The sequence below is a fragment of the Nocardia jiangsuensis genome, assembly GCF_042650385.1.
Taxonomy (GTDB): Bacteria; Actinomycetota; Actinomycetes; order Mycobacteriales; family Mycobacteriaceae; genus Nocardia; species Nocardia jiangsuensis.
Map to the genome: position 1 here is coordinate 65324 of NZ_JBHSAX010000004.1, position 26906 is coordinate 92229.

Below are 26906 nucleotides of genomic sequence, written 5' to 3' on the forward strand. Positions count from 1 at the left end.
GCCGCCGGCTCTCCCCCGGAACGCCGTACTCGGTCACCGTTCCGGGAGGCCGGCCCGGCGCCCGCGGTGCGCCTCCGCACCGAACTCGCGCTGGAAGCGGGCGGCGGCGGTGGCGCCTTCGGCCGCGGCGAGGTGGTCGATGCGCTGGTGTACGACGGCCTCGACCAGGTCCGACGGCCGCCACCTCCGCCGCCGTCGGTGCCATCGGCGCCCCGGCCGAGGCCGGCTACCCCGCGGGGGCGGGGGCCAGGTTCTCGCCGCGCAACCGCTGCGAGATCACCTGGGTGATCCCGTCCCCGCGCATGCTGACGCCGTAGAGCGCGTCGGCGATCTCCATGGTCGGCTTCTGGTGCGTGATGACGATCAGCTGACTCTTTTCCCGCAGCTGCTCGAAGAGGCCGATGAGGCGGCGCAGATTGGTGTCGTCGAGCGCCGCCTCGACCTCGTCCATCACGTAGAACGGCGACGGCCTTGCCCGGAAGATGGCGACGAGCAACGCCACCGCGGTCAGCGACTTCTCGCCGCCGGAGAGCAGCGAGAGCCGCTTGACCTTCTTGCCCGGCGGCCGCGCCTCCACCTCGATCCCGGTGGTGAGCATGTTCGTGGGGTCGGTGAGCACCAGCCGCCCCTCGCCACCGGGGAAGAGCCGGGCGAAGACCCCGACGAACTCGCGCTCGACGTCGGCGTACGCCTCGGTGAAGACCTGCAGGATCCGCGCGTCCACCTCGGCGACCACGTCGAGCAGGTCCTGCCTGGCGTTCTTCACGTCCTCCAGCTGGGTGGCGAGGAAGTTGTAGCGCTCCTCCAGCGCGGCGAACTCCTCCAGCGCGAGCGGGTTCACCTTGCCGAGCGTGCCGAGATCCTTCTCCGCCCGGCGCGCCCTGCGCTCCTGCGAGGCGCGGTCGTAGGGCATGGGCTGCGGCGGGGTGACCGCCTCGCCGCGCTCCCGCGCCTGCTCGTACTCGTGCAACTCCAGCTCCGACGGGGGCAGCGGGACGTCGGGGCCGTACTCGGCGACCAGGTCGTCCAGCGCGATCCCGAACTGCTCGGCGATGGTCGACTCGACCTGCTCGATCCGCAGCGCGGCCTCGGCCTTGGCGACCTCGTCCCGGTGCACCGCGTCGGTGAGCTGGGTGAGCTGCGCGGTGAGCGCCCGCACCCGCTCCTTGACCCGCTCCACCTCGGCGGCGACCTCGGTGCGGCGGCGCACCAGCTCGTCGCGCCTGGCAGCGGCCCGCACCACCACCCGCTCCAGCTCGCTCGCGACCTGCGCGCCGGACTCCGCGACGGCGGCGGCCACCGCCGCGGCCTTGCGCCTGGCGGCCTGCGCGCGCTCGGCCCGCGCCCGCGCCTCGCGCTCGGCCCGCGCGGCGCGGCGCAGCGAATCCGCCTTGCCGTGCACCGACTGCGCGCGCTCCTCGGCGGTGCGCACGGCGAGCCGCGCCTCCACCTCCATGGTCCTTGCCTCGGCGAGCGCGGCGGCGGCCTCCTCGCGCTCCCGCCCCGCGGCCTCGGTGCCCGCTGAGCCGTAGCCGTCGGCGTCGATCCTGGCCTGCTCGAGTTCGGCGTTGCGCAGCCGGTCCTCCAGCTCGGCGAGGGTCGCCAGGCTCTGCTCGCGGCCGGTCTCGGCGGCGGCGCGCTGGTCGTAGAGGCGGGCGCTCTCCTTCTCGGCGGTGCGGGCGGTCTCCCCCAGCCTGGCCAGCCGCTCGTACACCGCGACCAGCGCCTGGTCCGATTCGTGCAGCGCGAGCAGGGTGTGGTCGACCGCCTGCCTGCGGTCGGTCTGCTCGTCCAGCGCGCCCGCGAGCGCGGCCTCCAGCTCGGCGGCGCGGCGCTGGGCGGCGGTGAGTTCGGCGGCGGCGGCGTCGATCTCGGCCTGGATCTCCAGCCTGCTCGGCGCCCGCTCGGAGCCGCCGAGCACCCAGCCGGTGCCGGCCAGGTCGCCGTCCCTGGTGACGATCCGCAGCTCGGGGCGGGTGCCGAGGAGCGCGGCCGCGGCGGCGAGATCGTCGACGACGGCGACCGCTGCGGTCAGCGCGAGTACCGCGGGGGCCAGCTCGTCCGGGTACTCGACCACAGCGGAGAGCGCGGTGGCGCCATCGGGCAGCTCGGCGGGGGCGACCGCCCGCTCCCCGGTATGGAACACCAGCCCGACCCGGCCGCCGTCGGCCTCCTTGATGGCGCGCAGCGCGTCGTAGGCGGCGGTGCCGGAGCTGGCTGCGGTGGCGTCGGCGAGCGGGCCGAGCACCGCGGCCACCGCGGCCTCGAAGCCGGGCCGCACCCGCAGCACCCCGGCGAGCGGCCCGAGCAGCCCGGCCGGGCTGTGCTCGGCCAGCCAGGCGGTGCCGTCCTTGCGGGTCAGGTTCATGCCGAGCGCCTCGATCCGGGCGCTCAGCGAGGCCACCAGCTTGGTGGCGTCGCGGTCCTCCCGCCGCAGCTCGGCCACGCGGGCATCGGCCAGCTCCAGCGCCTCGACGGCGTGCTCGTGCTGGGCGTCCAGCCCGGCCTCGCCCGCGTCCAGCTCGGCCAGCTCGGCCTGCACGTCGTCGAACTCGGCGCGGGCGGTGTCGGCGCGCCTGCCCGCCTCGGTGATCGCGCCGGAGATCCGGGTGATCTCGGTGTCCGCGGAGTGCGCCTTGTGCCGCAGCGTCTCGACCTGCCCGGCGAGCCGGGCCAGCCCCTCGCGGCGGTCGGCGATGGCGCGCACCGCGGCGAGGTGCGCCTGCTCGGCGGCCTTGGCGGCCTGCTCGCGCTCGGCCAGCGCGTCGCGCGCGGCCTCCAGCGTCTCCATCGTCATCTCGACGGTCTCGCGCAGCTCGGCCTCCTCGGCCGCCACCCGGTCGGCCTCGGCCTCCAGCTGCTCCGGGTCGCGGCCGGTGCCCGCCTGGGTGGCGGTGTCCAGGTGCCTGGCCCGGTCACCCGCGATCCGGATGGTGGCATTGACCCGCTCGGCGAGCGCGGAGAGCTGGAACCAGGTCTGCGCGGCCGCCTCGGCGCTCGGGGTGAGCTCGGCGAGCTGGTGCTCCTGGGTGGCCAGCGCGGCGCCCGCACCGTCCAGCTCGGCCTGCACGGTGATCTGCTGCTCGCGGGCGTAGGCCTCCTTGCTCTGCCTGCCCGCGAGCTCGCCGCGCCTGGTCACCAGGTCGTCGGCGGCGAGCCGGAGCCTGGCGTCGCGCAGGTCGGCCTGCACGGTGGCGGCGCGGCGGGCCACCTCGGCCTGCCTGCCGAGCGGCTTGAGCTGGCGGCGCAGCTCGGAGATGAGGTCGGTGAGGCGGGCCAGGTTGGCCTGCATCGCCTCGAGTTTGCGCACCGCCTTCTCCTTGCGCTTGCGGTGCTTGAGCACGCCGGCGGCCTCCTCGACGAAGGAGCGGCGATCCTCCGGCCGCGACTCGAGGATGGCGGCGAGCTGCCCCTGGCCGACGATGACGTGCATCTCCCGGCCGATGCCGGAGTCGCTGAGCAGTTCCTGGACGTCCATCAGCCGGCAGGTGGAACCGTTGATCTCGTACTCGCCCGCGCCGTCCCGGAACATCCGCCTCGTGATCGAGACCTCGGCGTAGTCGATCGGCAGCGCGCCGTCGGAGTTGTCGATGGTCAGCGTGACCTCGGCGCGGCCCAGCGCGGCCCGGCCCTGGGTGCCCGCGAAGATCACGTCCTGCATCTTGCCGCCGCGCAGCGCCTTGGCGCCCTGCTCGCCCATCACCCAGGTCAGCGCGTCCACCACGTTCGACTTGCCGGAGCCGTTCGGGCCGACCACGCAGGTGATGCCCGGCTCGAAGCGCAGCGTCGTCGCGGACGCGAAGGACTTGAAGCCCTTCAACGTCAAGCTCTTCAGGTGCACGGCCGGGACCTTTCCGTGGATGAGGCGGGGTTTGCTCCGACGACAGCGAGGGGGCGCGGCGAGCAGCCATCGTATCCGCCGCCGGTGACCTCGGTCGCCGGCATCGCTGCGTGCCGGGGCCACCGGTTCACCACAATGCCGGTGTGCCCGGCGTTAGCCGACGTCACAGCGGTGCTCGCGGGGCTGCCGCGGGGCGCGGATCGCGCCTACGATCCACCTGATCCCGCCTTCTCCCGTCAGGAGCACCGACCCGTGCCTGCGCTGTCGTCCCGCCACGGCACCGCGTTCCGGTTGCTGCGCGTCGGCGCGCTGATCGTCGCCTGCCTGGTGTTCCTGTGGGGGTGCGAGGTGAGCCGCAGTTCGACGCTCGGGGACGTGCCGGAGTACCTGGTGCTCGCCGGGCTGGCCGCGGTGGTCGGGCTGGTCGCGGCCTGGTTCGAGATCCGGGCGGTCCGGGCCGCGCAGCGCACGGTGACCATGGACGACGGGCGGTGGCGGGTGGTCGCGCGGGTCGGCGGCGACGGTGCGCTGGTGTTCGTCGGACACGACGAGGAGCCGGACGATTCGGACGACCCCGAGGACGCGCCGTCCGGCTGGGTCTGGACCTTCCCCGCTGCCTCGATCGACGCGGTGCGCGACGTGCTCCACACCGCCTGCTTCCCCGGTGACGACCCGGACGAGCTGGCCGAACTCGCGTTGCTCGACCTGCTCGGCGAGGCGGCGGGGTTGCTCGACCCGGTCGCGCGAGCCGACCCGGGGGCGTGGTTGCACGGGCACGGGGTGCGCGGGGAGCGGCACGAGTGGGGGGTGGATCCGACGCAGACCACCCGCACGCTGCCGATCGTCGGGACGCCGCTCGCCGGGCCGGTCCGCAGCGGTGCCGAGCGGCGCGCGGCCGGTGCGCGCAGGCCGGAGCGTTCTTCGGACGAGACCCGGCGCAGATCCGCCGACAGCGCGTCCGCGCCGCGAACCGGGCACGCGAAGGACGGCTCCGCCGGTGCGGCGTCCGAGCGGTATCGGCGCGAGGTCGCATCCGGATCGGACCGGGCGCGCGGCGAGCGGAGGGGAAAGTCCCACCGCGGTGCGCCGTCAGCGGCGAATCGCTGGGATGCGGCGCGGGCTCGGCGCGACGCCGAACGCTCGGAACGGGGGCAACCCGCCCTCCCGGAAGGTGACACCGAGCAGCGACAGGGTGCCGCGAGTACACGGGCGCGGCGCGCCGGGCGAACGGCCGGGCCCACGGTGAATCGCGGGGATGGGCAACCCAGGAGCGAATCGCAGGATCCCCGCGGCGCGGGGCACGGGAGTTCCGAGTCCGCCGGGGAACGCGGACCCGAGCCGCGGGGAAGCGGACACGCCGGTCGGGCCGGCCACGGCACAGCGGGCGTGCGTTCGGCGCCGGGCGGCAAAGCCGCCGGTGCGCGCCCGACGCGGCGCTCGAGCGAGGCCGCCCCCCGGCCCGATCACCCGCAGCCGGCGAGCGGACAACGGCCGGTTCCGGTGGCGGACCAGCAGTACAGCGGGCCGATCCGGCGCCGCGGGGTCGGCAGGCAGCAGCACCAGGACCCGGACAGCTGGTGGGAGACGGCCGACGGCCCGACCGACCGCACCTACCGGGAACCACCCCCGCCCCGCCTCTCGAACCCCCGCAGGCGCGGCGACGAGTGATCAGCCGAGCGCCCGCCGCACCGCCCGCGACGCGGCTCCGGAGCGGCAGGCCCGCCCCTCGAACCCGGTGACCGCGCGGAACGCGAGCACCGCGCCCCACGGCCCGATCACCCAGACCGGCCAGAAGTAGGTGAACTCGCCGACCCCGAGCGAGATCGCCGCCCAGATCACCAGGACGAGCAGGCTCACCCCGGCCCAGCCGGCGAACTCGATCTGCTGCCAGAGCGGTAGCCCCCGCACCCCGCGCCCGCGCGGCTTCGGCTGCGCGGCAGCGGAATCGGCGAGCCGCGGCAGGTCGGAGAGCACCGGGGCGAGATCCTCGCGGGCCCGGGTGGCATAGACCCGGGCCACCCGCTCGTCGTACTCGCCCAGATCCAGCCGCCCGTCCGCGAGGTGCCTGCCGAGCAGGTTCACCACCGCGTCCCGCTCGGCATCGGAGGCGCGGGTACCGGTTGCGATGTCCATGCTCGAGTCCTCTCGGCGGGGAGGGGACGCGACATCACCCTCCACTGTGGAATGACACCATGATGGTTCTTCCACAGTGGAATGTCAAGGATTCAGAGGATCGCGAACGCCACCACGAGGCCGAGCGCGAAGTGCGCGGCGGCGACGACCAGCACCGCCGGGGTGTACGCCTCGGAGTGCAGCGCCGCGCCGATATCGATGCCGAGCGCCTTCTCGATCACCCGCACCGAGATCACCTGCGCGATGATCCCGACCAGGCCGAAGATCAGCGAGGCGATGAGCCCCTCCAGCAGCTTGCCCGACGCGGCGAAGATCGCGAGCACCACGATGAACGCCATGCTCAGCATGCCCGCCGCCGTCACGACGATCGCGTTCGGCTTGCCCTCGCGCACCAGCTGGCGCAGGTGCCCGGGGGTGGTGAGGTCGATGGCGTAGAAGCCGACGAGCATGAGCACCAGGCCGACGAGGGCGTAGAGCAGGATCGCGCCCACCCCTTCGCCGAGCGAACTCCAGTAGCCCGATTCGAGGGCGACAGCGGCGGTCATCGTGGTCCTTCCGAGGGGTTGATCAGTCGTCGGTGGGGATGCGGTGCGGAACGAAGGCGGAGCCGTCGTCGGTGATCAGGCCTGCCGTCTCGCGGATGCCGAGCCCCGCCGAGCTGTCGCCGACGATCCAGGCGCCGAGCACCGGCCGCATGTCGTCGAACTGCGGCAGCGGGTCGAGCAGCTGGTAGACGAAGCCCTCCTCGCCGTACATGCCGCCGGTCGCGGTCTCCATCCCGGCGCCGACGATGGTCATGTTCGCGCCCTCGCGGCCGAGCTTCGGCTTGCGGATGTACTCGGTGAGCTCGTTGGGCTGATCGAGGTAGGCGGGCAGCAGGTTCGGGTGGCCGGGGTACATCTCCCAGAGCACCGCGAGGATGGCCTTGTTGCTGAGCAGCGTCTTCCACAGCGGCTCGATCCACATGGTCTGCGGCAGGCTCGCGACGACCCGCTTGCCGAAGTCGTCGTCGAGCACCCACTCCCACGGATAGAGCTTGAAGATCGCCTGAATCGGGTCCTCGGCCAGATCGACGAAGCGCTCCAGCTCGATGTCGACGCCGACCTCCTCGATCGGCAGCCCGATGGTGTCGAAGCCGGCCTCGGCGGCGGTCTCCTGGATGTAGGCGGTGGTCACGCCGTCCTCGCCGGTCGGCTCGGCGCCGGACCAGCTGAAGTGCAGCTGGTCGCTGGGCAGGATGTCGCGGAGCTCGCCCCAGCGCTCGACCAGCTTCTCGTGCAGCGAGTTCCACTGGTCGTGGTCCGGGTACAGCGCGGTAAGCCAGTGCCACTGCAGGATCGCCGCCTCCAGCAGCGAGGTGGGGGTGTCGGCGTTGTACTCCAGCAGCTTGGCCGGGCGGCGGGCGTCGTAGCGCAGGTCGAAGCGGCCGTATACGTGCGGGTCGGCGCGGCGCCACGACTCCGCGATCGGCTGCCAGCTCCACTCCGGCAGCCCGAAGTCGCGGTACCGCTCGGTCAGCACGACCTGCTCGACCGCCTTCAGGCACATGCTGTGCAGCAGTTCGACATCCGCCTCCAGCGCGAGGATCTCCGGCATGTCGAACTCGTAGTAGACCGATTCGTCCCAGTACGGCCGGGGCTTGCCGTGCGCGTCGCGGCCGGGGGTGCCGTAGACCAGCCCCTGCTCCTCGACGATCTGCTGCCAGCCCTTCCGTGGTTCCACGCGGACCCGTCGCACCGCTAGGAACCTCCGCCGATCTTGCTGCCGAGGCCGCCGCGCTGCACCGTGGTTCCGGTCTTGGTCTTGATCTCGGCGTTCTTCGGCTTCACCGTGGTCCCGCCGGTCGGCTTGCCGCCGATGGCGGTGGAGCCGCCGTAGTAGTAGCGGTACTGCGGCCAGCCCGCCAGCAGGACGACGCCTGCGGTGTCGCCGACGAAACCGGGGCGGCCGGTGCCGCAGTAGGTGTCCTCGACGACGATCTCGTCGCCGTTCTGGTCGGTGGCCACGCAGGACGCGGTCACCGTGTCCGGGGCGGAGAGCGCCAGGTAGGCGAGGTAGCCGCCGCCGACGAGCGCGGCGACACCGACCACGGCGGCGCCGCCGATGAGCACCCGGTTGCGGGAGCGCTTCTTCGCCGCGGCGGCCTCGGCGGCGGCGCGCTCGGCGTCGCGGGCCTGCTTGCGCGCCTTCTCCCTGGCGCGGGACTCGGCCACCGTCGGCGGGCGGGGCTGCGTCACCCCGGCCCGCTGCCGCTGAACGCGCCCCGCGCGCTTCCCGCTCCCCGGCGGGGTGCTTCCCGCAGGTGGCGCGCCCGCTCCGTGCGCGCCGGGCAGCGAGCCGGGCGGCGGTTGGAAACCGCCGGCCTGCGGCTGGGCACCTGGCCACGGAAAAGGAGGCGGGGCATGTTGCTCCGCCGCGGGGAACGGCTGCGTGCCAGGGTGCCCTGCCGCCGGGAACGGCTGCGTACCGGGCTGATCCGCGCCCGGCGCGGGGCTGGTACCCGGCTCCTCCGCGGGCGGCCGCGGACCGGGAGCGCCTGTCGGCGAACCGGATCCCGCGCCGGGCGCGGGCACGTTCGCCGCCGAACCCTCCTCGTAGACCGGCCCACTGGGCGCGGCGGTCCCCTCTTCCCACTGCGGCCTGCCGCCGTCGTTCGATTCCGCCCCCGGACGGTGTTCGTCTGTGCTCACGCCGCTACCGCTCCTCGAATCCGGACAGATCGCCCCGCGCGGGCTCCCAGCTTTCCACAACAAGACTCACCCGGCCAGGCGTATCGGGCGAGCGGAGCAGGGCGAGCAATCGCTCGGCGGCCCGCCGCGGCCCCTCGGCGACCACGTGCACCCGACCGTCGGCGGTGTTGGTGGCGTGCCCGGCGAGCCCGAGCTCCAGCGCGCGCGAACGGGTCCACCAGCGGAATCCGACGCCCTGCACCTGCCCGTGCACCCAGGCGGAGAGCCGCTCGGCCTCGGCCACTACAGCTCCACGTCGAAGGAGAGCGTCACCTTGCTCCCGGACTTCAGCGTCCGGCCGACGGTGCACACCTTGTCGACGGCGCGCTGCACGCTCACCAGCAGCCGCTCGCGCTCCACCTCGGAGAGCTCGCTGAGGTCGAGCTCGAAGACCTCGTCGATCTCCGGGTAGACCTCGTTCTCCCGGTCCGGGTCGCCGGAGACCCGGATGGTGGCGTCGAAGTGCTCGCCGAGCTTGCGGGAGAGCGAGAAGTCGGCGCTCAGCCCGGAGCACGCCGCGACCGCGACCTTCAGCAACTCGCCGGGGGTGAAGGCCTCCGGGGTGCCCGCGGAGGCGATACGCACCTCCGCGCCCCTGTCGTTGCGGCCGGTGTAGGCGCGGGTGCCGGTGCGCTCCACCCGGAGCGCCGACGTGTTCTGCTCGGACATGGTCACGATCCTGCCATTCGCCGGGACGGTCGTGCCTGGCAACACCGCGCCGGGCGGCGGCATTCCGCTCACTCCTGGAACCGGTACCCCATGCCCGCCTCGGTGAGCAGGTGCCTCGGATGCGCTGGGTCGTCCTCCAGCTTGCGCCGCAGCTGCGCGAGATAGACGCGCAGGTAGTGGGTTTCGGTGGCGTAGGAGGGGCCCCACACCTCGCGCAGCAGCTCCTTGCGGCCGACCAGCTTGCCCCGGTGCCGCACCAGCATCTCGAGCATCCCCCACTCGGTCGGGGTGAGGTGCACCGGTTCGCCGTGCCTGGTGACCCGCTTGGCGGCGAGGTCGACGGTGAACGAGTCGGTGATCACCACCGGCTCGCCGCCGGTGTCGGCGCCCGCCCGCCGCACCGCGGCGCGCAGCCGGGCGAGCAGCTCGTCCATGCCGAACGGCTTGGTGACGTAGTCGTCGGCGCCCGCGTCCAGCGCCTCCACCTTGTCCGCGGAGTCGGTGCGGGCGGAGAGCACGATCACCGGCGCCGCGCTCCAGCCGCGCAGCCCGGCGAGCACCTCGGTGCCGTCCATGTCCGGCAGCCCGAGGTCGAGGATCACCACGTCCGGATGCCGGTCGGCGGCGGCGCGCAGCGCGGCGGCGCCGGTGCCCGCGGTGACCACGTCGTAGCCGCGCACCGAGAGGTTGATCCGCAGCGCGCGCACGATGTGCGGCTCGTCGTCCACCACGAGCACGGTCGTCGCCGCGGGGACCGGATCACTCATGCGCGCTCCCGCGCTGTGCCGGGCGAGCCCGCGGCGAGCACCGTCGGCGGCGGGCCGGATCGGTCATGCTGGCTCCTCGGCTGCGGGCAGGTCGACGAGCATGGTCAGCCCGCCGCCCGGCGTGGTCTCGGCGTGCACGGTACCGCCCATGGCCTCGGCGAAGCCGCGCACCACGGAGAGCCCGAGCCCGACGCCGGTGGTGTTGTCCCGGTCGCCGCGCCGCTGGAACGGCTCGAACACCTGCTCCTCGGCGCCGCGCGGGATGCCGGGGCCGGTGTCGGCCACCGCGACGGTCACCCGATCGCCGTCGCGCTGCGCGCTGACCCGCACCGGGGCGTCGCGCGGGGCGTGCCGCAGCGCATTGTCCACCAGGTTGGCCAGTACCCGCTCCAGCAGCCCGGGGTCGGCGACGACCGCGATCTCGCCGACCTCGACCTCGACCCGCTCCATCGAGGCCCGGCGCGGCCCCCTGGTCCCCATGCCGATGCCGACGAGCGCGCGGTGCACCGCTTCGTCCAGGTACACGGTGAGCACCCGGGGCGCCACCACGCCCGCGGCGAGCCGCGAGGAGTCGAGCAGGTTCTCCACCAGCGCGGTGAGCTGGTCCACCGACTCCTCGACGGTCTCCAGTAGCTCGGCGGTGTCCTCCGGGGAGAACTCGACGTCCTCGCTGCGCAGGCTGGAGACGGCGACCTTGGCGCCGGCCAGCGGGGTGCGCAGGTCGTGCCCGACGGCGGAGAGCAGCGCGCGGCGCAGCCGGTCGGCCTCGCGCAGCGCCGCCGCGGCCCCGGCCTCCTCGGCGAGCCTGGCCTGGCGCACCAGCCCGGCGGCCTGGTTGGCGACGGCGGCGAGCACCGGCCGGTCGGCGGCGGCGAGCGGCCGCCCGGCGAGCGCGAGCACCAACTGCCCGTCTCCGGACTCGACCACCGTGTCGGCCTCGCCCGGCCGCGCGGGCGGCTCCGCCCCGACCGCGGCGACCACGGCATCGCCGTCCAGCACGGCGACCCAGCGCTGCGCGTAGGTCTCCCTGAGCTGCTCCAGCAGCCGGGGCAGGTCGGCGCCGTGCAGCACCGCCCCCGCGAACCGGGTGAGCAGCTCGGCCTGGCGCGATGCCAGGCGCGCCTGCTCGGCGCGCACCGCGGCGATGTCGACCAGCGCGGCCACCGCGACCGCGACAACGAGCAGCACCACCACCGCGACGAAGTTGTCCGGCTCGGCGACCGTGAGGCTGTAGCGCGGCGCGGCGAAGAACCAGTTCAGCAGCAGCCCGGAGAGCAGCGCCGAGACCGTCGCGGGCAGCACCCCGCCGAAGAGCGAGACGGCCACCACCCCGACCACGAAGACCGAGGAGAGCCCCGGCAGGTCGAGCACCCCGTCCAGCAGCCAGGCGCAGAGCGCGCAGACCAGCAGCGGCACCAGCACCGCCGCCGGCCACGCGGCGGCCGGGCGCCGCGGGCGAAGCGCCGCGCGCCGCAGCGGGCGGTGGGTCTCCTCGTGGGTCACCATGTGAATGTCGATCTTGCCCGACCGCCGGACAACGGCGGCGCCGATCCCCTCGTCGAGCAGCCGGGCCCAGCGCGAGCGGCGCGAGGTGCCGAGCACCACCTGGGTGGCGTTGACCTCGCGCGCGAAGCCGAGCAGCGCGGCCGGGACGTCCTCGCCGGTGACGGTGTGCAGCGAGGCGTCCAGCGCACCGGCCAGCTCGCGCAGCCGGGCCAGCCGCGCGGCCGAGACCCCGGCGAGGCCGTCACCGCGCACCACGTGCACCACCGCCAGCTCGGCGCTGGCCCTCCCCGCGATCCGGGCCGCGCGGCGCACGATCGTCTCCGACTCCGGGCCGCCGGTCACCGCGACCACCACCCGCTCGCGGGCCTCCCAGGTCGCGGTGATCCGGTGCTCGGCGCGGTACTTCGCGAGCGCGGCGTCCACCTGGTCGGCGAGCCAGAGCAGCGCGAGCTCGCGCAGTGCGGTGAGATTACCCGGCCGGAAGTAGTTGCGCAGCGCGGCATCGGCCCGGTCGGCGGCGTAGACATTGCCGTGCGCGAGCCTGCGCCGCAGCGCCTCCGGGGTGATGTCGACCAGCTCCACCTGCCCCGCCCCCCGCACCACCGCATCCGGCACCGTCTCCCGCTGCTCGATCCCGGTGATCTGCTCGACCACGTCGTTCAGGCTCTCCAGGTGCTGCACATTGACCGTCGACACCACGTCGATCCCGGCGTCGAGCAGCTCGTCCACGTCCTGCCAGCGCTTGCCGTTGCGGCTGCCCGGCGCGTTGGTGTGCGCGAGTTCGTCCACCAGCGCGACGCCGGGCGCGCGGCGCAGCACCGCGTCCACGTCGAGCTCGTCCAGCACGGTGCCGCGGTACGGAACCCGCCGCGGCGGGATGCGCTCGATCCCGTCGAGCAGCGCGGCCGTCTGCGCCCGGCCGTGCGTCTCGACGACCGCGGCGACGACGTCGCGGCCGCGCTCACGGCGGCGGTGCGCCTCGGCGAGCATGGCGTAGGTCTTGCCTGCGCCGGGCGCCGCGCCGAGGTAGATCCGCAGCTCGCCGCGGTTCACCGCCCGCGATCGTGCCATCGCACCCGCGCCACACGGATCGCGGCCGTGCCGCGCAGGAAACCGGCCACCGCGGTCACCACCACCTTCGTCGTTCCTCCGAATTCCCGATCACTCTGCCCGCGCGGAGCGCCGCGCGGGCAGCGTCTTTACGGTTCGTTGACGGCGGCGCCGCCTTTCCTGACGCTTTCGTATCGCGTTGTACCGCAGGAACGTTCACCTCGCGCGGTGAGACCGGCGAGTGCCCGGCGTCAACAAACCGTCAAGGCGGGCCGCCACCCCGCCAAGAAGCCGTAAGGAGCGGCGGAAATGCCGCGCGGAGGTCGTTCACTCGAATGAGCGTGCTCCACCGCGGAGCAGCTCGAGGAGGTTCGACCCGATGTCCGTCGTCGTGTTCACGGTGCTCACCGTGGCCGTGTTCGCCCTGTTGGGCCTGGTCCAGCGCGGGGTGGAGCGGCTGTGATCGCGAATATCGCCGGCCTGGTGCTCGCGGTTCCGGTCGCGCTGCTCGCGCTGGCCGCCCTACTCTTCCCCGAGAGGTTCTAGGTGAACGACACGGCCAGGGCCGTCCTTGTGGTCGGCTCGCTGGTCGCGGCGCTGGCGCTGGTGCACGTGCCGCTCGGCGACCACATGTATCGCGTGTACACCGGTACCGAGCACTCCCGCGCGGAGCGGCTGATCTACCGGGTGATCGGGGTGCGCCCCGAGGTCGAGCAGAGCTGGCCGGTCTACGCCCGCAGCGTGCTCGCCTTCTCGGCGGTCGGCGTGCTCGCGCTCTTCGCCTTCCAGCAGGTGCAGCGGGTGCTGCCGCTGCACCTGGACGATCCGGGCACCGAGCTGACGCCCGCGCTGGCCTGGAACACCGCGGTCAGCTTCGTGACCAATACCAACTGGCAGAACTACGCGGGCGAGAGCACCCAGGGCCACCTGGTGCAGATGGCCGGGCTGGCGGTGCAGAACTTCGTCTCCGCCGCGGTCGGCATGGCGGTCGCGGTCGCGCTGGTCCGCGGCTTCGCCCGCACCCGCGCCGGCGAGCTCGGCAACTTCTGGGTGGATCTGGTGCGCGGCATCGTGCGGGTCCTGCTGCCGCTGGCCTTCGCGGGCGCGGTGGTGCTGCTGATCGGCGGCGTGGTGCAGAACTTCCAGCTGCACGACCAGGTCGCGCAGACGGTCACCGGTGCGGCGCAGCCGATTCCGGGCGGGCCGGTGGCGAGTCAGGAGGCGATCAAGGAGCTCGGCACCAATGGCGGCGGCTTCTTCAATGCCAACTCCGCGCACCCGTTCGAGAACCCGTCCGCCTGGACCGACTGGGTGGAGATCTTCCTGCTTCTGGTCATCGCCTGCTCGCTGCCGCGCACCTTCGGCCGGATGGTCGGCAGCCCGAAGCAGGGCTACGCCATTCTGGCGGTGCAGGCCGTGCTCGCGCTCACCGGCATCGCGCTCACCGTGTTCTTCCAGCTGCGCGCGGACGGCACCGTGCCGACCGCGATCGGCGCCGCCACCGAGGGCGTGGAGCAGCGCTTCGGGGTGGTCGATTCGGCGGTCTTCGCGGCCAACACCACGCTCACCTCGACCGGTGCGGTGAACTCGTTCCACGACTCGTACACCAGCCTCGGCGGCATGATGACGATGATCCACATGCAGCTCGGCGAGGTGGCGCCGGGCGGCGTCGGCTCCGGGCTGTACGGGATCCTGGTACTCGCGGTGATCACCGTGTTCGTGGCGGGGCTCATGGTCGGCCGCACCCCGGAGTACCTGGGCAAGAAGATCACCCCGCGGGAGATCGAGCTGGCCGCCGCCTACATCCTGGTGACGCCGCTGGTGATCCTGGTCGGCACCGCGCTCGCGGTGGCGATGCCCGGCCAGCGGGCGAGCATGCTCGCCGCCGGGCCGCACGGCCTCTCCGAGGTGCTCTACGCCTTCACCTCGGCCGCCGCCAACAACGGCTCGGCCTTCGGCGGGCTCTCCGGCAATACCGAGTGGTTCAACACCGCGCTCGGGCTGGCCATGCTCTTCGGCCGGTTCCTGCCGATCGTGCTGGTCCTGGCGCTGGCGGGGTCGCTCGCCGCGCAGGGCCGGACCCCGGAGTCGGTGGGCACGCTGCCCACCCACCGGCCCCAGTTCATCGGCATGGTCGCCGGCGTGACCGTGGTCCTGGTCGCGCTCACCTTCCTGCCCGCCCTCGCGCTCGGCCCACTCGCCGAAGGAATCGGTTCATGACCTCCACGCTCTCCTCCCCCGCCCCGGCCGCCCCCGCGCCGGAGCCCCGGCACCACGGCGCGGTGCGCGCGGGCGTGCTCGACCCGGCCATGCTGCTCACCTGCCTGCCGCAGGCGCTGCGCAAACTGGACCCGCGCACGCTCTGGCACAACCCGGTCATGCTCATCGTCGAGGTCGGCGCGGCCTGGTCCACCGTGCTCGCGGTGGCCGACCCGAGCTTCTTCGCCTTCGCCGTGGTCGCCTGGCTCTGGCTCACCGTGCTCTTCGCCAACCTGGCCGAGGCGGTCGCCGAGGGCCGCGGCCGCGCGCAGGCGGATTCGCTGCGCAGGGCCCGCACCGACACCGTCGCCCGCAGGCTCGGCGCGGACGGCGCCGAGCAGCGGGTGCCCGCCCCGGAGCTGCGCCGCGGCGACCGGGTGGTGGTCGAGGCGGGCGAGGTGGTGCCCGCCGACGGCGACGTGGTCGACGGCATCGCCTCGGTCGACGAATCGGCGATCACCGGCGAATCCGCGCCGGTCATCCGGGAATCCGGCGGCGACCGCTCGGCCGTCACCGGCGGCACGACGGTGCTCTCGGACCGGATCGTCGTCGAGATCACCCAGGAGCCGGGCGCCGGCTTCATCGACACCATGATCGCCCTGGTCGAGGGGGCGAAGCGGCAGCGGACGCCGAACGAGATCGCGCTGAACATCCTGCTCGCCGCGCTCACCGTGGTCTTCCTCTGCGCGGTGGTGACGCTGCAGCCGATGGCGATCTACGCGCGCGGCAACGACACCGGGGTCGCCGACACCCTCGCGCTCACCGCCGAAGGCATCTCCGGCATCGTGCTGGTCGCGCTGCTGGTGTGTCTCATCCCGACCACCATCGGCGCGCTGCTCTCGGCCATCGGCATCGCCGGGATGGACCGGCTGGTGCAGCGCAATGTGCTGGCCATGTCCGGGCGCGCGGTGGAGGCCGCGGGCGACGTGAACACGCTGCTGCTGGACAAGACCGGCACCATCACGCTCGGCAACCGACAGGCCTCGGAGTTCCTGCCCGCCCCCGGCATCACCCCGGACGAGCTGGCCGACGCGGCGCAGCTCTCCAGCCTCGCCGACGAGACCCCGGAGGGGCGCTCGATCGTGGTGCACGCGAAGGAGGCCCACGGCCGCCGCGCCCGCACCACCGGCGAGCTGGCCGGCGCCACCTGGGTGCCGTTCACCGCGCAGACCAGGATGTCCGGCGTCGACCTCGCCGGCGGCCACCGGCTGCGCAAGGGCGCCGCCGCCGCGGTCGTGGAATGGGTGCGGGCCGAGGGCGGTTCGGTGCCGGACGAGATCGGCACGCAGGTCGAGCGGATCGCGAGCGCGGGCGGCACCCCGCTGGTCGTCGGCGAGGTGCGCGGCGGCACCGCGCGGGTGCTCGGCGTGCTCGCCCTGGTCGACGTGGTCAAGGACGGCATGCGCGAGCGCTTCGACCAGATGCGCCGGATGGGCATCCGCACCGTGATGATCACCGGCGACAACCCGGCCACCGCCGCCGCCATCGCCGCGCGGGCCGGGGTGGACGACTTCCTCGCCGAGGCCACCCCGGAGGACAAGCTCGCGCTCATCAGGAAGGAGCAGGAGGGCGGCCGGCTGGTCGCCATGACCGGCGACGGCACCAACGACGCCCCGGCGCTGGCGCAGGCCGACGTCGGGGTGGCCATGAACACCGGCACCTCCGCGGCCAAGGAGGCGGGCAACATGGTCGACCTCGACTCCGACCCGACCAAGCTGATCGAGATCGTGGAGATCGGCAAGCAACTGCTGATCACCCGCGGCGCGCTCACCACCTTCTCCATCGCGAACGACATCGCCAAGTACTTCGCGATCATCCCGGCGCTGTTCGTTCCGCTCTTCCCGGGCCTGGCCGCGCTGAATGTCATGCGGCTGGCCAGCCCGCAGTCGGCGATCCTCGCGGCGGTGATCTTCAACGCGGTGGTGATCGTCGCGCTGATCCCGCTGGCGCTGCGCGGGGTGCGGTACCGGCCGAGCGGCGCCTCCGGACTGCTCGGGCGCAACCTCGCGATCTACGGCCTCGGCGGCATCGCGGTGCCGTTCCTCGGCATCAAGCTCATCGACCTGTTCGTCCACCTTCTCCCCGGGATGTCCTGACATGCGTACGACCACCTGGATCCGGCAGCACCTGGCCGCGGTGCGCGCGCTCGCCGCGCTCACCGTCGTCACCGGGCTCGCCTACCCGCTCGCGGTGACCGCGGTCGGGCAGCTGCCCTGGCTGCGCGAGCGCGCCGACGGGTCGGTGCTCACCGTCGACGGCACGGTGGCCGGCTCCCGGCTGCTCGGCCAGTCCTTCACCGCCGCGGACGGCTCCGCGCTGCCCGCCTACTTCCAGAGCCGCCCCTCGGCGGCGGGCGACGGGTACGACACGCTCGCCAGCGGCGCGAGCAATCGCGGCCCGGAGGACATCGTCGACACCGCCGCCGCGCCGAGTCTGCTGAGCCAGGTCTGTACGCGCAGCAGGGAGATCGGCGACCGCGAGGGGGTCGACGGCTCCCGCCCGTTCTGCGCCGCCGACGGCGTCGGGGCGGTGCTCGCCGTCTTCGGCCCGCGCGGCGCCGACGGCACCGTGACCACGCCGGTGCGGGTGGTCAGCGTGAATCAGCCGTGCCCGGCCCGCCCCTTCCTGGACAGCTACCGTGGCGCTCCCGTGGAATGCGCGGCGGAGCAGGAGGATTGGTCCGCGGCCCGGCTGATCCCGGTGCGCGGCCCGGCGAGCGACACTCCGGCGGTCCCCGCCGATGCCGTCACCGCGAGCGGCAGCGGGCTCGACCCGCACATCTCCCCGGCGTACGCCGCGCTGCAGCTGCGCCGGGTGGCCGCGGCCCGCGGAGTGCCGGAGGAGCGGGTGCGCGCCCTGGTCGACGCGCACACCGACGGCCGCGCGCTCGGCTTCCTCGGCGAGCCGACGGTGCACGTGCTGGAGCTCAATCTGGAACTGGACCGGCGCTATCCGGCGCCGTAGCAGAACGCGGCCGCCGCCAGGTACTGGCGGCACTCGGGGCCGTGGCCCGCGTGCATGCTGCAGATGAAGCGGGCCCGGTCGGTGTCGAGCGGGACGGTGGGCACGGCGGCACAGTCGCTGTGCTGCGAGCTCCACAGATCCCTGGTGTCCAGCGAGGTCTGCATGGTCGCGCCTCTCGGGGTTCGATTATCGGGGGAAGTTCACTCCGCGATCAGTTTCCACTCGTCCGGCAGCCGGACCTCGGCGACCTCGTCGCCCTTGGCCTGTACGTCGACGGTGACGCCGCCGAGCCGCAGCGCGGAGAGCGTCACCGTCCCCCAGGAGGCGGGCAGCCGCGGCCGCACGCCGAGCGTGCGCTCCGGCACGTTGGGCTCCAGCCCGAGGAAGGAGCGGACCAGCAGCATCGGGGCCGCGCTCGCCCACGCCTGCGGCGAACACGAGGTCGGGTACGGGATCGGCGCCGCGAATCGGGAACGCGGGAACCCGCAGAACAATTCGGGCAGCCGCCCGCCGAAGGCGGCGGCCGCGTCGAGCAGCCCGCCTGCCAGCCGGGTGGCCAGCTCGACCGCGCCGGGCAGGTGCTCGTAACGCAGCAGCCCGGCCACCGCGAGCGCGGTGTCGTGCGGCCAGATCGAGCCGTTGTGGTAGCTCATCGGGTTGTAGGCGCCCATGTCGGAGCCGAGCGTGCGCAGCCCGAAGCCGCTGTCCATCTCCTGGCCGCCGAGCCGCCGCACGATCTGCTCGGCATGCTCGTCGGTGGCGATGCCCGCCCAGAGGCAGTGCGCGACATTGCTGGTCAGCGCGTCGACTCGGCGCTTGTCCCGGTCCAGCGCGACGGCGTACCAGCCGCGCTCGGGCAGCCAGAACTTCTCCGCGAAGTTCTGCTTCATCTCGGCGGCCTTGTCGCGCAGCTTGGCCGCGACCCGGACCTCGTCGAAGGCCTCGGCGAGTTCGGCGCGGGCCAGCACCGCGGCGTAGGTGTAGCCCTGCACCTCGCAGAGCGCGAGCGGCGCCTCGGGCAGGTGCCCGCTCGCGTCGTTGATGCCGTCGAAGCTGTCCTTCCAGCCCTGGTTGACCAGGCCGCGGTCGGTGGCCCGGCGGTACTCGACGAAGCCGTCGCCGTCCCGGTCGCCGTAATCGCGCAGCCAGCGCAGCGCGGCGTCGGCGGCGGGCAGCAGCGCCTCCACCACCTCCCGGTCGGCGCCCCAGCGGTGCGCCTCGTTCAGCAGCATGACGAAGAGCGGGGTGGCGTCGGCGGTGCCGTAGTAGATGTTGCCGCCCAGCACCTGGCCGCTGGCCGGGCCGCGGCGCATCTCGTGCATGATCCGCCCCGGCTCCTCCTCGGTGAGCGGATCCACCCGGCGGCCCTGCAGCTCCGCGAGCTGCTGCAGGGTGCCGACCGCCAGGTCGACCTCCAGCGGCAGCGCCATCCACGCGGTCAGCAGGCTGTCCCGGCCGAAGAGCGTCATGAACCAGGGCGCGCCTGCGGCGACGAACGGGCGGCCGTCGCCCTGTTCGTCGTGGATCTGCAGCGCGCCGAGATCGCTCTCGGTGCGGCGCAGCACCTGGGCCAGCACCGGATCGTCGGCGCGCACGTCGGTGGCGGAGTCGCGCCAGGCCTCGATCTTGCGGCCCGGCGCGCTGAGCCCGTAGTTCTCCGACTGGACGCGCTGGTTGCCGACGGTGGGCTGGGCGATGATCTCGGTCTGCCAGAGCTCGCCCGGCAGGACCACCACCCGCCACACCAGGGTCCCCGGCAGCACCACCGGCTCCACCGTGGACGACACCGAGAGCCCGCGCATCCGCTCGGCCCGGTCGTGCAGCAGCAGCTCGCCGTCGGCGACGGCGACCTCGGCCCTGGTATGCCCGGCCCGGCCCTCCTTGACCGCGAACAGGTCGACGAAGTCCGCGTCGACGTGCAGCTCCAGCGTGACCGCGGTGGGTTCGCGGCCCATGTTCTCCAGCGTGATGGTCTCGTGCATGCCCTCGGCCACCAGCCGCTCCCTGACCACGAGCAGCGTGCTGTCGGCGATCCCGGCCTGCGGTGGACGGCGCAGCACGAACCTGGCCGCGAACGCCTCCGGGCTCAGCACGGAGAGCGAATCGGCGGGCTTGCCGTCCACCAGCAGCTCCCAGCGGGAGATGACGCGCGCGTCCCGGTAGAACAGGCCGTGCGGTAACCCCGGCGCGATGTCGCCGAGCCGGTTGGACAGGCAGAAAGTGCCGCCCTCCACCAGGGTCACCGAGGCCCCGCAGCCACCGAGTCCGGTGGGTTCGCCTGCGTTGAGCGGGGCGGGCGCGTCGGCCGTCATGCCCGGCCGCTCGTCGCGAAGGTCATGGCGGTCGAGCCGGCGAAGCGAACGGCGCGCTCGCGCAGCAGCTTCCGGTAGACCTCCTCGTAGCCGCGGCCGAGCGTCTCGGCGCCGAAGTCGGCCGCCACGTGCGCCCGGCAGGCTGCCGGGTCGTAGCCGCGCACCTCGGCGATGGCGGCGGGCAGCTCGGCGGGATCGTCGCAGATCCGCCCGGTCACCCCGTCCACCACGACCTCGGGTACCGCGCCGCCGCGCAGCGCGACCACCGGCGTGCCGCAGACCATCGCCTCGATCATCACCATGCCGAACGGCTCCTCCCACCGCACCGGGAACAACAGGCAACTCGCCTCGGAGAGCAGCCTGCGCTTGGCGGTGGCATCGGCCATCCCGAAGACGTGGTCCTGCTCGCCGAGCAGCGGGCGGACCTTCTCCTCGAAGTAGTTCTGCTCCGCCGGTTCGCTGCACTTGCCCGCGAGTACCAGGGGGATACCCGCTTCGTGGGCCGCTTGAACCGCCAGATGCGGCGCCTTGTCCTCGGTGTAGCGGCCGAGGAAGAGCGCGTACTCCTTCTTCTCGGCGCGGAACGGCCATTCGTCCACGTGCAGGGCGTTGTGCACCCGGCCGACCCAGTTCAGGTCGGGGGCGAGCGCGCGCTGCCGGTCGCTGATCGCGACCAGCGCCACCTCGTCGCCCATCTCGCGGTAGTAGCGGTAGCTGTCGTCCTGCACCGGGCCGTGCACGGTGACGACGGTGGGCAGCCCGAGCCCCTCGTAGGCGGGGGCGTTGAGCGGGCCGGCGAAGGTGTGGTCGTGCACCAGGTCGACCCCGGCGGTACCGGCGAGCCGCTCGATCGCGCGGCGCACCCGCAGTGCGTGCACCACCTCGGGGAACGGCTCACCGAGCCGCTCCGGGACCGCGCGGTCCCACAGCGGCAGGAAGTTCGCCTTCGTGCCCGGCTCACCCGCACCGAGCAGGGTCACCTCGTGGCCCCGGCCGACCAGCGAATCCACCAGGTCGGCGACGACCGCCTCGACCCCGCCGTACGCCTTGGGCGGCACGTCGAAGTACGGGGGCACCACCATGGCGATCCGGAACCGATCGGGACGACGACCGAGCGACAGCAGATCCGCGGTATCGAACTGCGCCGGGATCGGCGCTGACAGCCCTGCGCTCATGACCCTCCTTCCAGGGAAACAACCTTGGAGCACATCCACCCGGCACACCGGTGTACCGGGCGCAGAAAGATGGCCGCCGCGGCGGAGGTGAAGACCGAACAGCACCGCCGTCCATGGGGCAGGTCGGCCTGGGAGGGTGCGGAACGCCAGGAGAAGTTCCCAGGGGGGCCGCCGACAACATAGCCCACTTTCGGCGCTCGAAACCCCGAAACCGAGAGCCGACGGCGCGTCGGCGAATACTCAGCACACGATGGATATTGCCCCTTCCCCGTTTGGAATCAGGAATTTCAGCGTCCGCTCGGCCTCTTCCCGGACGGCAGCATCATCCGAGTTACCGATCGGGTACCAGGGCTCGACGCGCAGTGTGCTTCCCGCCAGCGACCACCGGCCGTGCACGAAACCGTCGACCAGGTACACCGGCACGCCCGCCGACGCCTCGGCCGCGGTGCGCCGCCGGTCGGTCTCGCTCACGATGCGGCGCCGGTCCCGGTAACCGAGCACGGCGTTGTCGAAGGCGGGCAGGAAGCGCACCGGCACCGGGGTGTCCGGGTCGGCGAGCACCGCCTCCGGCAGGTCGAAGAGTTCGCGGCCGTCCGTGTCGCGCAGCACCCGCAGCTCCGGTCGCAGTGCCGCGAAGACCGGGGCCAGCCGGGTCGCGCCGGACCACGCCTGCGCGTCGGCGACGGTGGCCGGGCCGAAGGCGGCCAGGTAGCGCCGCACCAGCGTCTCCGGCTCCGGTGCGGGAGCGAGCGGGCCGAGCCGCGCCTCCGCCAGCCCGACCGTGACGTAGCGGTTGCGCCAGCGCCCCCACTCGCCGCACTCCGGGCCGTGCACCAGCGGCACCATGACCTCGACCGCCTCGGCCAGCCTGCGCACGTGCCGCTCCGGAAACCGCTCCGCCAGCGCGGTTCCCAGCTCCCTTCGGGTGAGCAGCCGGTCACCGAGCAGCTCCCGGCCCGCGGCGGCGAGCGCGGCGTGGTCGATGCCGTCGAGCTCGGTGCGGTAGTAGGCGAGCCGGACCGCGCCCGCGATCAGCTCGTGCAGGGTGGGGCGGAGCCAGCGGAAGTCCGCGGCGGTGGTCAGGTGCACGGTGCGGCGCAGCGTGGTCGAGCGCACCACCTCGCCCGCGGCCAGCGCGGCCGCCAGATCGGCGCGCTCGAACCGGCGCAGCCGATTCCGGAGCCCCAGGTACGGCCAGTTCGGCTCCTGCCCCTGCACGGCGACCAGCTGCTCGATCAACGCCGCCGGGGTGAGCGGGGCGGGTTCGATCAGGTGCTGGCGGGCGAGCAGGGTGCGGTTCAGGGCGCGCAGCGAGAGGTCGGGCACCACTTCATCATCGCGGGTGGCACCGACATTCAGCCGCTCTCGCCGCAGCGCGCGGGGTTCGGCAGGTCGCGGCAGGGTTCGGTGCCGTGCGCGCGCAGGACGTCGCTACCCGCCTCGTCGGTGAGGTAGCGCAGGAAGGCGGCTGCCGGTGAGCCGGGCGGGGCGCCGCCGTAGCTGTAGGCGAACTCGATGCCCCACAGCTCGTAGCGCCCGGCCAGCGCGGCCTGCCGGTCGGGGGCGACGCCGTTCAGCGCGGGGGTGCGCAGCCCGGCCCTGGTCGCCTCGCCGAACTCGCTGTACCCGATGGCGCCCCTGGTGTTCCGCACGGTCTGCAACAGGTCGCCGGTGACCTCGGCGGTGCAGCGGGTGGGGCCGGCGAGCTCGCGGCCCTGGATGGCGAGGCAGCTGGTGTGCGGCACCGCGGGCTGCGACCCGCCGAGCACCCGCTGTTCGAACACCGCGCGCGTCCCCGAGCCGGGCGCCCGCTCCACCAGCACCACCGGCAGCGGCGGGCCACCGAGCTCGCTCCAGTCGGTCACCCGCCCGGCGTAGATGTCACGCAGCTGCGCGGTGGTCAGCGAGGGCAGGTCGAGCTCGGGGTGGGTGACGACGGTGAACACCGCGACCGCCAGCGAACGGCGGTCCAGCTTCGGGTAGTTGGCACCGATCGGGTTGTCGCCGATGGCGATCAGCGTGCCGTCGGTGGAGGCGGCCCTGGTCAGCCGGTCCAGCCCGCGCTCGGTGCCCTCGAAGGCGAAAGCGAAGCGCAGGTCGCGGCATTCGGCGCGGTACCGCTGGGCGGCGTCCTGGATCACCGGCCGCAGCGCCGACGACCCGACCACGGTGAGTTCGCCGGCGACACAGCCGCGCGGCGGTCGGTCCCCCCGAACCACGCCGACCACCAGCTGCGCCGCGATCACCAGCACCAGGAATCCGACGAGCAGGACCATCGCGCGCGGCGCCCCGGTCCGGCTGCGGGTCTCCAGCAGCCGCCCGCCCTTGATCCCGCCGCGCAGCTCCGGCTCCGCATCCGCACCCGCCCTGCCGTGGCGCTGCAGGATGGCGAGCACCTTGTAGTGGTCGCCGCGGTTCAGCGGCACCTTGGGCAGATCGATCACCCCGCAGCTCGCGCTCGCGATCCAGCGATGCGCGATCCCCGAACGGGCGTCCAGACACTCGGCGAGGCCTGGGTGGCTCAGCTCGGTGACCGCCATGCCGATCACCCGCCGCTGCGGGAAGTGCACGTGCAGCCCGGCCCTGCCGTTGTCGAGGGTCTGGTAGTCGCTGGTATCGATGGTGGTGGCGCCGGAGTTCTCGATCCGGACCAGCACCACCGAGAGATCCTTCAGATCAGTTGCGCTGTCCGGAGATTCGGGCCGCAGGCGGGTGAGCACACCGGGGAACACCGATTCGATCTCGCCGGTGACCGGGGTGTCCATCTGCACCCGGTAGCCGAGCCTGCGCCTGCCGACCACGACGAATTCCCAGAGGAACGCGCTGATCGGCACCGCGACGCCGATCAGCGCGAGCACGATCTCGATCGGAAACCCGTCCACGCTCCCGCGCCTCCCCCGTATTCGGTTGCCGTGAGCACAGTTTCGACGGCGGGGCCGGGGATCGACACCCGGGGCGGGACAGTTCGCCGAGTGTTCTCCTCGGGTTCAGCGCCCGGTGGTCCAGGCCAGCAGCTCGGCCAGCGGCCAGGTGTTGATCACCCGCTCCGGCGGAACCCCGTTCGCCAGCGCGCGCTCGCAGCCGTAGCCGAGCCAGTCCAGCTGGCCGGGGGCGTGGGCGTCGGTGTCGATCGAGAACAGGCAGTCCATCTCGACGGCGAGCCGGAGCAACCGGGCGGGCGGGTCGCGCCGCTCCGGGCGGCTGTTGATCTCCACCGCGGTGCCGTAGGCGCGGCACGCCTCGAAGACCACCTCGGCGTCGAACTGCGACTCCGGCCGGGTGCCGCGGTCGCCGTCGACCAGCCGCCCCGTGCAGTGCCCGAGCACGTCCACGTGCGGGTTGGCGACGGCGTAGACCATCCGCTCGGTCATGGCGGCGCTGTCCTCCCTGAGCCGGGAGTGCACACTGGCCACCACCACGTCGAGCTCGGCGAGCAGCTCGGGCTCCTGGTCCAGCTCGCCGCCGGCCAGGATGTCGACCTCGATCCCGGTGAGCACCCGGAAGGGCGCGATCCGCGCGTTGAGCTCGGCGACCACGTCGAGCTGGCGGCGCAGCCGCTCGGCGGAGAGCCCGTTGGCCACGGTCAGCCGCGGCGAGTGGTCGGTGAGCGCGCAGTACTCGTGGCCGAGCGCGGCGGCCACCGCCATCATCTCGGCGATCGGGCTGCCGCCGTCGGACCACTCCGAATGGGTGTGCAGGTCACCGCGGAGCCGCTGCCGCAGCGCCGCCCCCGCGGGCCCGATCGGCGCGGCCGCCCGCCGCAGCTCGGCGAGGTACGCAGGCACCTCCCCCGCCTCCGCTTCGGCGATGACCGCCGCCGTCTTGGGGCCGATCCCGGCCAGCTCGCGCCACGAGTTCGCCGCAGCGCGGGCGGTGCGCTCGGGATCCGGGAGCGCCTCCACCACGTCGGCGGCCCGCCGGTACGCCTTGACCCGGTGCGTCTCGGCGCGCGAGCGCTCCAGCCAGAAGCCGATCTCGCGCAGCGCCTCGACCGGGCCCGGCGCGGTCACGGGCGCAGCGCGGCGTACTTGAGGAAGGCGACCCCGTCGGCGAAGACCCGGCTGGTGACCACCCGGAAGCAGGCGGGCTCGGGCAGCCGCGAACCGGCGCCGAAGAGCGGGCGGCCCGCACCGAGCACGATCGGGTACAGCTTGAGGAACACCTGGTCGATCTCGGGCAGCAGCGCCTGCGCGAGCTCGCCGCCGCCGCACAGCCAGATACCGAGGCCGTCTTCGCGCTTGAGCGCCCGCACGGCGGCGACCGGGTCGCCGGCGATGAGCTCGACGTCCGGGTCCGGGTTCTCCGGCAGCGTGCCGGAGACGACGTACTGCCGCAGGTGCGAGTACGGGCTGGCGGTGCCGGTGCGCACGCCGAAGTCGTGCGTGCGTCTGCCCATCACGACGGTGTCGAAGGTCTGGTTCGGCTTGTCCACGCCGAGCGCCTCGCGGACCTTGGTCGGCAGCGTCTCGGGGTAGTGGCTGTTGATGTAGGGGCCGTGGTCGCCGCCGACCGGGAAGAAGTCGACCGAGCCGTCCTCGGTCGCGATGAAGCCGTCGATGGTCGAGGCCACGTAGTAGGTGAGCTTGCGCATGCGTCCTTCCCTCTCAGGCGCCGGTGCTCACACGGTAACGCGCTTTCCGGCGCGGGCACGCGGCTTCGGCTGGCAGCGCGGGCAGGAGAAGGACGAGCGGTTCATGAACCGCTCCCGCACCATCGGCGCACCGCAGCGGCGGCACGGCTCGTCGACCCGGCCGTAGGCGTCCAGCGAGCGCTCGAAGTACCCGGAGTTGCCGTTCACGTTGACGTACAGCGCGTCGAAGGAGGTGCCGCCCGCGGCGAGCGCGGCGGTCATCACGTCGGTGGCGGCGTCCAGCAGGGTGCGCAGCGCGGGGCGGGTCAGCCCCGCGGCGATCCTGGTGCCGTGGATGCGGGCACGCCAGAGCGCCTCGTCCGCGTAGATGTTGCCGATCCCGGAGATCACGCCCTGGTCGAGGAGCAGCCGCTTGATCTCGGTCTGCCTGGCGCGCAGCGCGGTGACCGCGGCCTCCCGGTCGAAGCGGGGGTCGAGCGGGTCGCGCGCGATGTGCGCGACCGGCGCGGGCAGCGGCGTCCCGTCGACGGTGACCAGCGGGGCGAGCGCCCAGCCGCCGAAGGTGCGCTGGTCGACGAAGCGGAGCTGGGTGCCGTCGCTCAGCCCCGCGGTGATGTGCGCGTGCTTCTGCCGCGGCGCGGCGCCGGGCTGCACCAGCATCTGCCCGCTCATGCCGAGGTGCACGACGAGCGCGAGATCCGGCTCGTCGAAGGTGAGCCAGAGGAATTTGCCGCGGCGCTCGGCGCTCGCGACGGTCAGCCCGGAGAGCCGGGCGGCCAGATCGGCCGCGCCGGCCGGGTGCCTGCGCACCGAACGCTCGTGCGTGACGGTGACCGACTCGATCACCCGGCCGACCACGTGCTCGGCCAGCCCGCGCCGGACCACCTCGACCTCGGGGAGCTCCGGCACG

21 protein-coding genes are annotated in these 26906 nt (G+C 73.5%); 4 read left to right on the forward strand and 17 right to left on the reverse strand.

Annotated features, from left to right (window positions below; all coding sequences use genetic code 11):
- Nucleotides 1-226: 226 nt before the first annotated feature.
- Nucleotides 227-3841, reverse strand: a complete 3615-nt coding sequence (gene smc / locus ACFO0B_RS04115; RefSeq protein WP_378610931.1) for a chromosome segregation protein SMC — start codon at nt 3839-3841, stop codon at nt 227-229.
- Between the two features lie 252 nt (nt 3842-4093).
- Between smc and ACFO0B_RS04120 the strand changes: the two genes are divergently transcribed.
- Nucleotides 4094-5509, forward strand: coding sequence for a hypothetical protein (locus tag ACFO0B_RS04120; protein WP_378610932.1), 1416 nt, complete (start codon nt 4094-4096; stop codon nt 5507-5509).
- Here the strand turns inward: ACFO0B_RS04120 and ACFO0B_RS04125 are convergent, their stop codons facing one another.
- The 8 genes from ACFO0B_RS04125 to ACFO0B_RS04160 all read right to left on the reverse strand — a co-directional run bounded on the left by ACFO0B_RS04125 (nt 5510) and on the right by ACFO0B_RS04160 (nt 12716).
- On the reverse strand, nt 5510-5974 hold the full coding sequence (locus ACFO0B_RS04125; protein WP_378610933.1) for a DUF1707 SHOCT-like domain-containing protein: 465 nt from the start codon (nt 5972-5974) through the stop codon (nt 5510-5512).
- A 92-nt stretch (nt 5975-6066) separates the two neighbouring features.
- Nucleotides 6067-6519, reverse strand: a complete 453-nt coding sequence (locus tag ACFO0B_RS04130) for a DUF350 domain-containing protein (protein WP_378610934.1) — start codon at nt 6517-6519, stop codon at nt 6067-6069.
- 22 nt (nt 6520-6541) lie between these two features.
- Complete coding sequence (locus ACFO0B_RS04135; RefSeq protein ID WP_378610935.1) at nt 6542-7711, reverse strand: glutathionylspermidine synthase family protein; 1170 nt, start codon at nt 7709-7711, stop codon at nt 6542-6544.
- A gap of 2 nt (nt 7712-7713) precedes the next feature.
- On the reverse strand, nt 7714-8211 hold the full coding sequence (locus ACFO0B_RS04140) for a hypothetical protein (protein ID WP_378610936.1): 498 nt from the start codon (nt 8209-8211) through the stop codon (nt 7714-7716).
- A 457-nt stretch (nt 8212-8668) separates the two neighbouring features.
- Nucleotides 8669-8947: an acylphosphatase gene (locus ACFO0B_RS04145; RefSeq protein WP_378610937.1), complete on the reverse strand. Its 279-nt coding sequence runs from the start codon at nt 8945-8947 to the stop codon at nt 8669-8671.
- A complete protein-coding gene (locus ACFO0B_RS04150; protein WP_378610938.1) occupies nt 8947-9372 on the reverse strand; it encodes an OsmC family protein in 426 nt (141 codons plus the stop codon). Before ACFO0B_RS04150 ends, ACFO0B_RS04145 begins: the two co-directional genes overlap by 1 nt.
- Nucleotides 9373-9440: 68 nt before the next feature.
- Nucleotides 9441-10139, reverse strand: coding sequence for a response regulator (locus ACFO0B_RS04155; RefSeq protein WP_233019780.1), 699 nt, complete (start codon nt 10137-10139; stop codon nt 9441-9443).
- Nucleotides 10140-10202: 63 nt separating this feature from the next.
- Nucleotides 10203-12716 (reverse strand): sensor histidine kinase, encoded by a 2514-nt coding sequence (locus ACFO0B_RS04160; RefSeq protein WP_378610939.1) that lies wholly within the window; start codon nt 12714-12716, stop codon nt 10203-10205.
- A gap of 525 nt (nt 12717-13241) precedes the next feature.
- Here ACFO0B_RS04160 and kdpA point away from each other — a divergent pair.
- Genes kdpA through ACFO0B_RS04175 form a run of 3 tightly spaced genes read left to right on the forward strand, consistent with a single transcriptional unit; the run spans nt 13242 to nt 17918 of the window.
- Nucleotides 13242-14915, forward strand: coding sequence for a potassium-transporting ATPase subunit KdpA (gene kdpA / locus ACFO0B_RS04165; protein ID WP_378610940.1), 1674 nt, complete (start codon nt 13242-13244; stop codon nt 14913-14915).
- Complete coding sequence (gene kdpB, locus ACFO0B_RS04170; RefSeq protein WP_378610941.1) at nt 14912-17050, forward strand: potassium-transporting ATPase subunit KdpB; 2139 nt, start codon at nt 14912-14914, stop codon at nt 17048-17050. Before kdpA ends, kdpB begins: the two co-directional genes overlap by 4 nt.
- A gap of 1 nt (nt 17051) precedes the next feature.
- Nucleotides 17052-17918 (forward strand): potassium-transporting ATPase subunit C, encoded by an 867-nt coding sequence (locus tag ACFO0B_RS04175; protein ID WP_378610942.1) that lies wholly within the window; start codon nt 17052-17054, stop codon nt 17916-17918.
- Here ACFO0B_RS04175 and ACFO0B_RS04180 read toward each other — a convergent pair.
- From ACFO0B_RS04180 to mutM, 8 genes are all read right to left on the reverse strand, one after another.
- On the reverse strand, nt 17903-18082 hold the full coding sequence (locus tag ACFO0B_RS04180; RefSeq protein WP_378610943.1) for a hypothetical protein: 180 nt from the start codon (nt 18080-18082) through the stop codon (nt 17903-17905). The genes ACFO0B_RS04175 and ACFO0B_RS04180 overlap by 16 nt on opposite strands.
- Nucleotides 18083-18118: 36 nt before the next feature.
- Entirely contained in the window at nt 18119-20230 is a 2112-nt protein-coding gene (locus ACFO0B_RS04185) for an amylo-alpha-1,6-glucosidase (protein ID WP_378610944.1), read from the reverse strand.
- A complete protein-coding gene (locus ACFO0B_RS04190; protein WP_378611131.1) occupies nt 20227-21312 on the reverse strand; it encodes a glycosyltransferase family 4 protein in 1086 nt (361 codons plus the stop codon). The genes ACFO0B_RS04185 and ACFO0B_RS04190 overlap by 4 nt, the downstream gene beginning before the upstream one ends.
- Before the next feature lie 333 nt (nt 21313-21645).
- Entirely contained in the window at nt 21646-22731 is a 1086-nt protein-coding gene (locus ACFO0B_RS04195) for a winged helix DNA-binding domain-containing protein (protein WP_378610945.1), read from the reverse strand.
- A gap of 29 nt (nt 22732-22760) precedes the next feature.
- The gene (locus tag ACFO0B_RS04200; protein ID WP_378610946.1) at nt 22761-24287 is read right to left on the reverse strand and encodes a substrate-binding domain-containing protein; all 1527 of its coding nucleotides are present in this window, start codon (nt 24285-24287) and stop codon (nt 22761-22763) included.
- 105 nt (nt 24288-24392) lie between these two features.
- The gene (locus ACFO0B_RS04205) at nt 24393-25415 is read right to left on the reverse strand and encodes a PHP domain-containing protein (protein WP_378610947.1); all 1023 of its coding nucleotides are present in this window, start codon (nt 25413-25415) and stop codon (nt 24393-24395) included.
- On the reverse strand, nt 25412-25996 hold the full coding sequence (locus tag ACFO0B_RS04210) for a dihydrofolate reductase family protein (protein ID WP_233019789.1): 585 nt from the start codon (nt 25994-25996) through the stop codon (nt 25412-25414). Before ACFO0B_RS04210 ends, ACFO0B_RS04205 begins: the two co-directional genes overlap by 4 nt.
- A 27-nt stretch (nt 25997-26023) precedes the next feature.
- Entirely contained in the window at nt 26024-26905 is an 882-nt protein-coding gene (mutM, locus tag ACFO0B_RS04215) for a bifunctional DNA-formamidopyrimidine glycosylase/DNA-(apurinic or apyrimidinic site) lyase (protein WP_378610948.1), read from the reverse strand.
- Between the last annotated feature and the right edge of the window lies 1 nt (nt 26906).

What these genes read in the sequence shown, in the direction of transcription:
- ACFO0B_RS04180 (WP_378610943.1), bottom strand. Translation starts at nt 18,082, where the DNA reads ATGCAGACCTCGCTGGACACCAGGGATCTGTGGAGCTCGCAGCACAGC.
- ACFO0B_RS04130 (WP_378610934.1), bottom strand. Translation starts at nt 6,519, where the DNA reads ATGACCGCCGCTGTCGCCCTCGAATCGGGCTACTGGAGTTCGCTCGGC.
- ACFO0B_RS04210 (WP_233019789.1), bottom strand. Translation starts at nt 25,996, where the DNA reads ATGCGCAAGCTCACCTACTACGTGGCCTCGACCATCGACGGCTTCATC.
- ACFO0B_RS04185 (WP_378610944.1), bottom strand. Translation starts at nt 20,230, where the DNA reads ATGACGGCCGACGCGCCCGCCCCGCTCAACGCAGGCGAACCCACCGGA.
- ACFO0B_RS04125 (WP_378610933.1), bottom strand. Translation starts at nt 5,974, where the DNA reads ATGGACATCGCAACCGGTACCCGCGCCTCCGATGCCGAGCGGGACGCG.
- ACFO0B_RS04155 (WP_233019780.1), bottom strand. Translation starts at nt 10,139, where the DNA reads ATGAGTGATCCGGTCCCCGCGGCGACGACCGTGCTCGTGGTGGACGAC.
- ACFO0B_RS04150 (WP_378610938.1), bottom strand. Translation starts at nt 9,372, where the DNA reads ATGTCCGAGCAGAACACGTCGGCGCTCCGGGTGGAGCGCACCGGCACC.
- ACFO0B_RS04175 (WP_378610942.1), top strand. Translation starts at nt 17,052, where the DNA reads ATGCGTACGACCACCTGGATCCGGCAGCACCTGGCCGCGGTGCGCGCG.
- ACFO0B_RS04190 (WP_378611131.1), bottom strand. Translation starts at nt 21,312, where the DNA reads ATGGTGGTGCCCCCGTACTTCGACGTGCCGCCCAAGGCGTACGGCGGG.
- ACFO0B_RS04160 (WP_378610939.1), bottom strand. Translation starts at nt 12,716, where the DNA reads ATGGCACGATCGCGGGCGGTGAACCGCGGCGAGCTGCGGATCTACCTC.
- kdpB (WP_378610941.1), top strand. Translation starts at nt 14,912, where the DNA reads ATGACCTCCACGCTCTCCTCCCCCGCCCCGGCCGCCCCCGCGCCGGAG.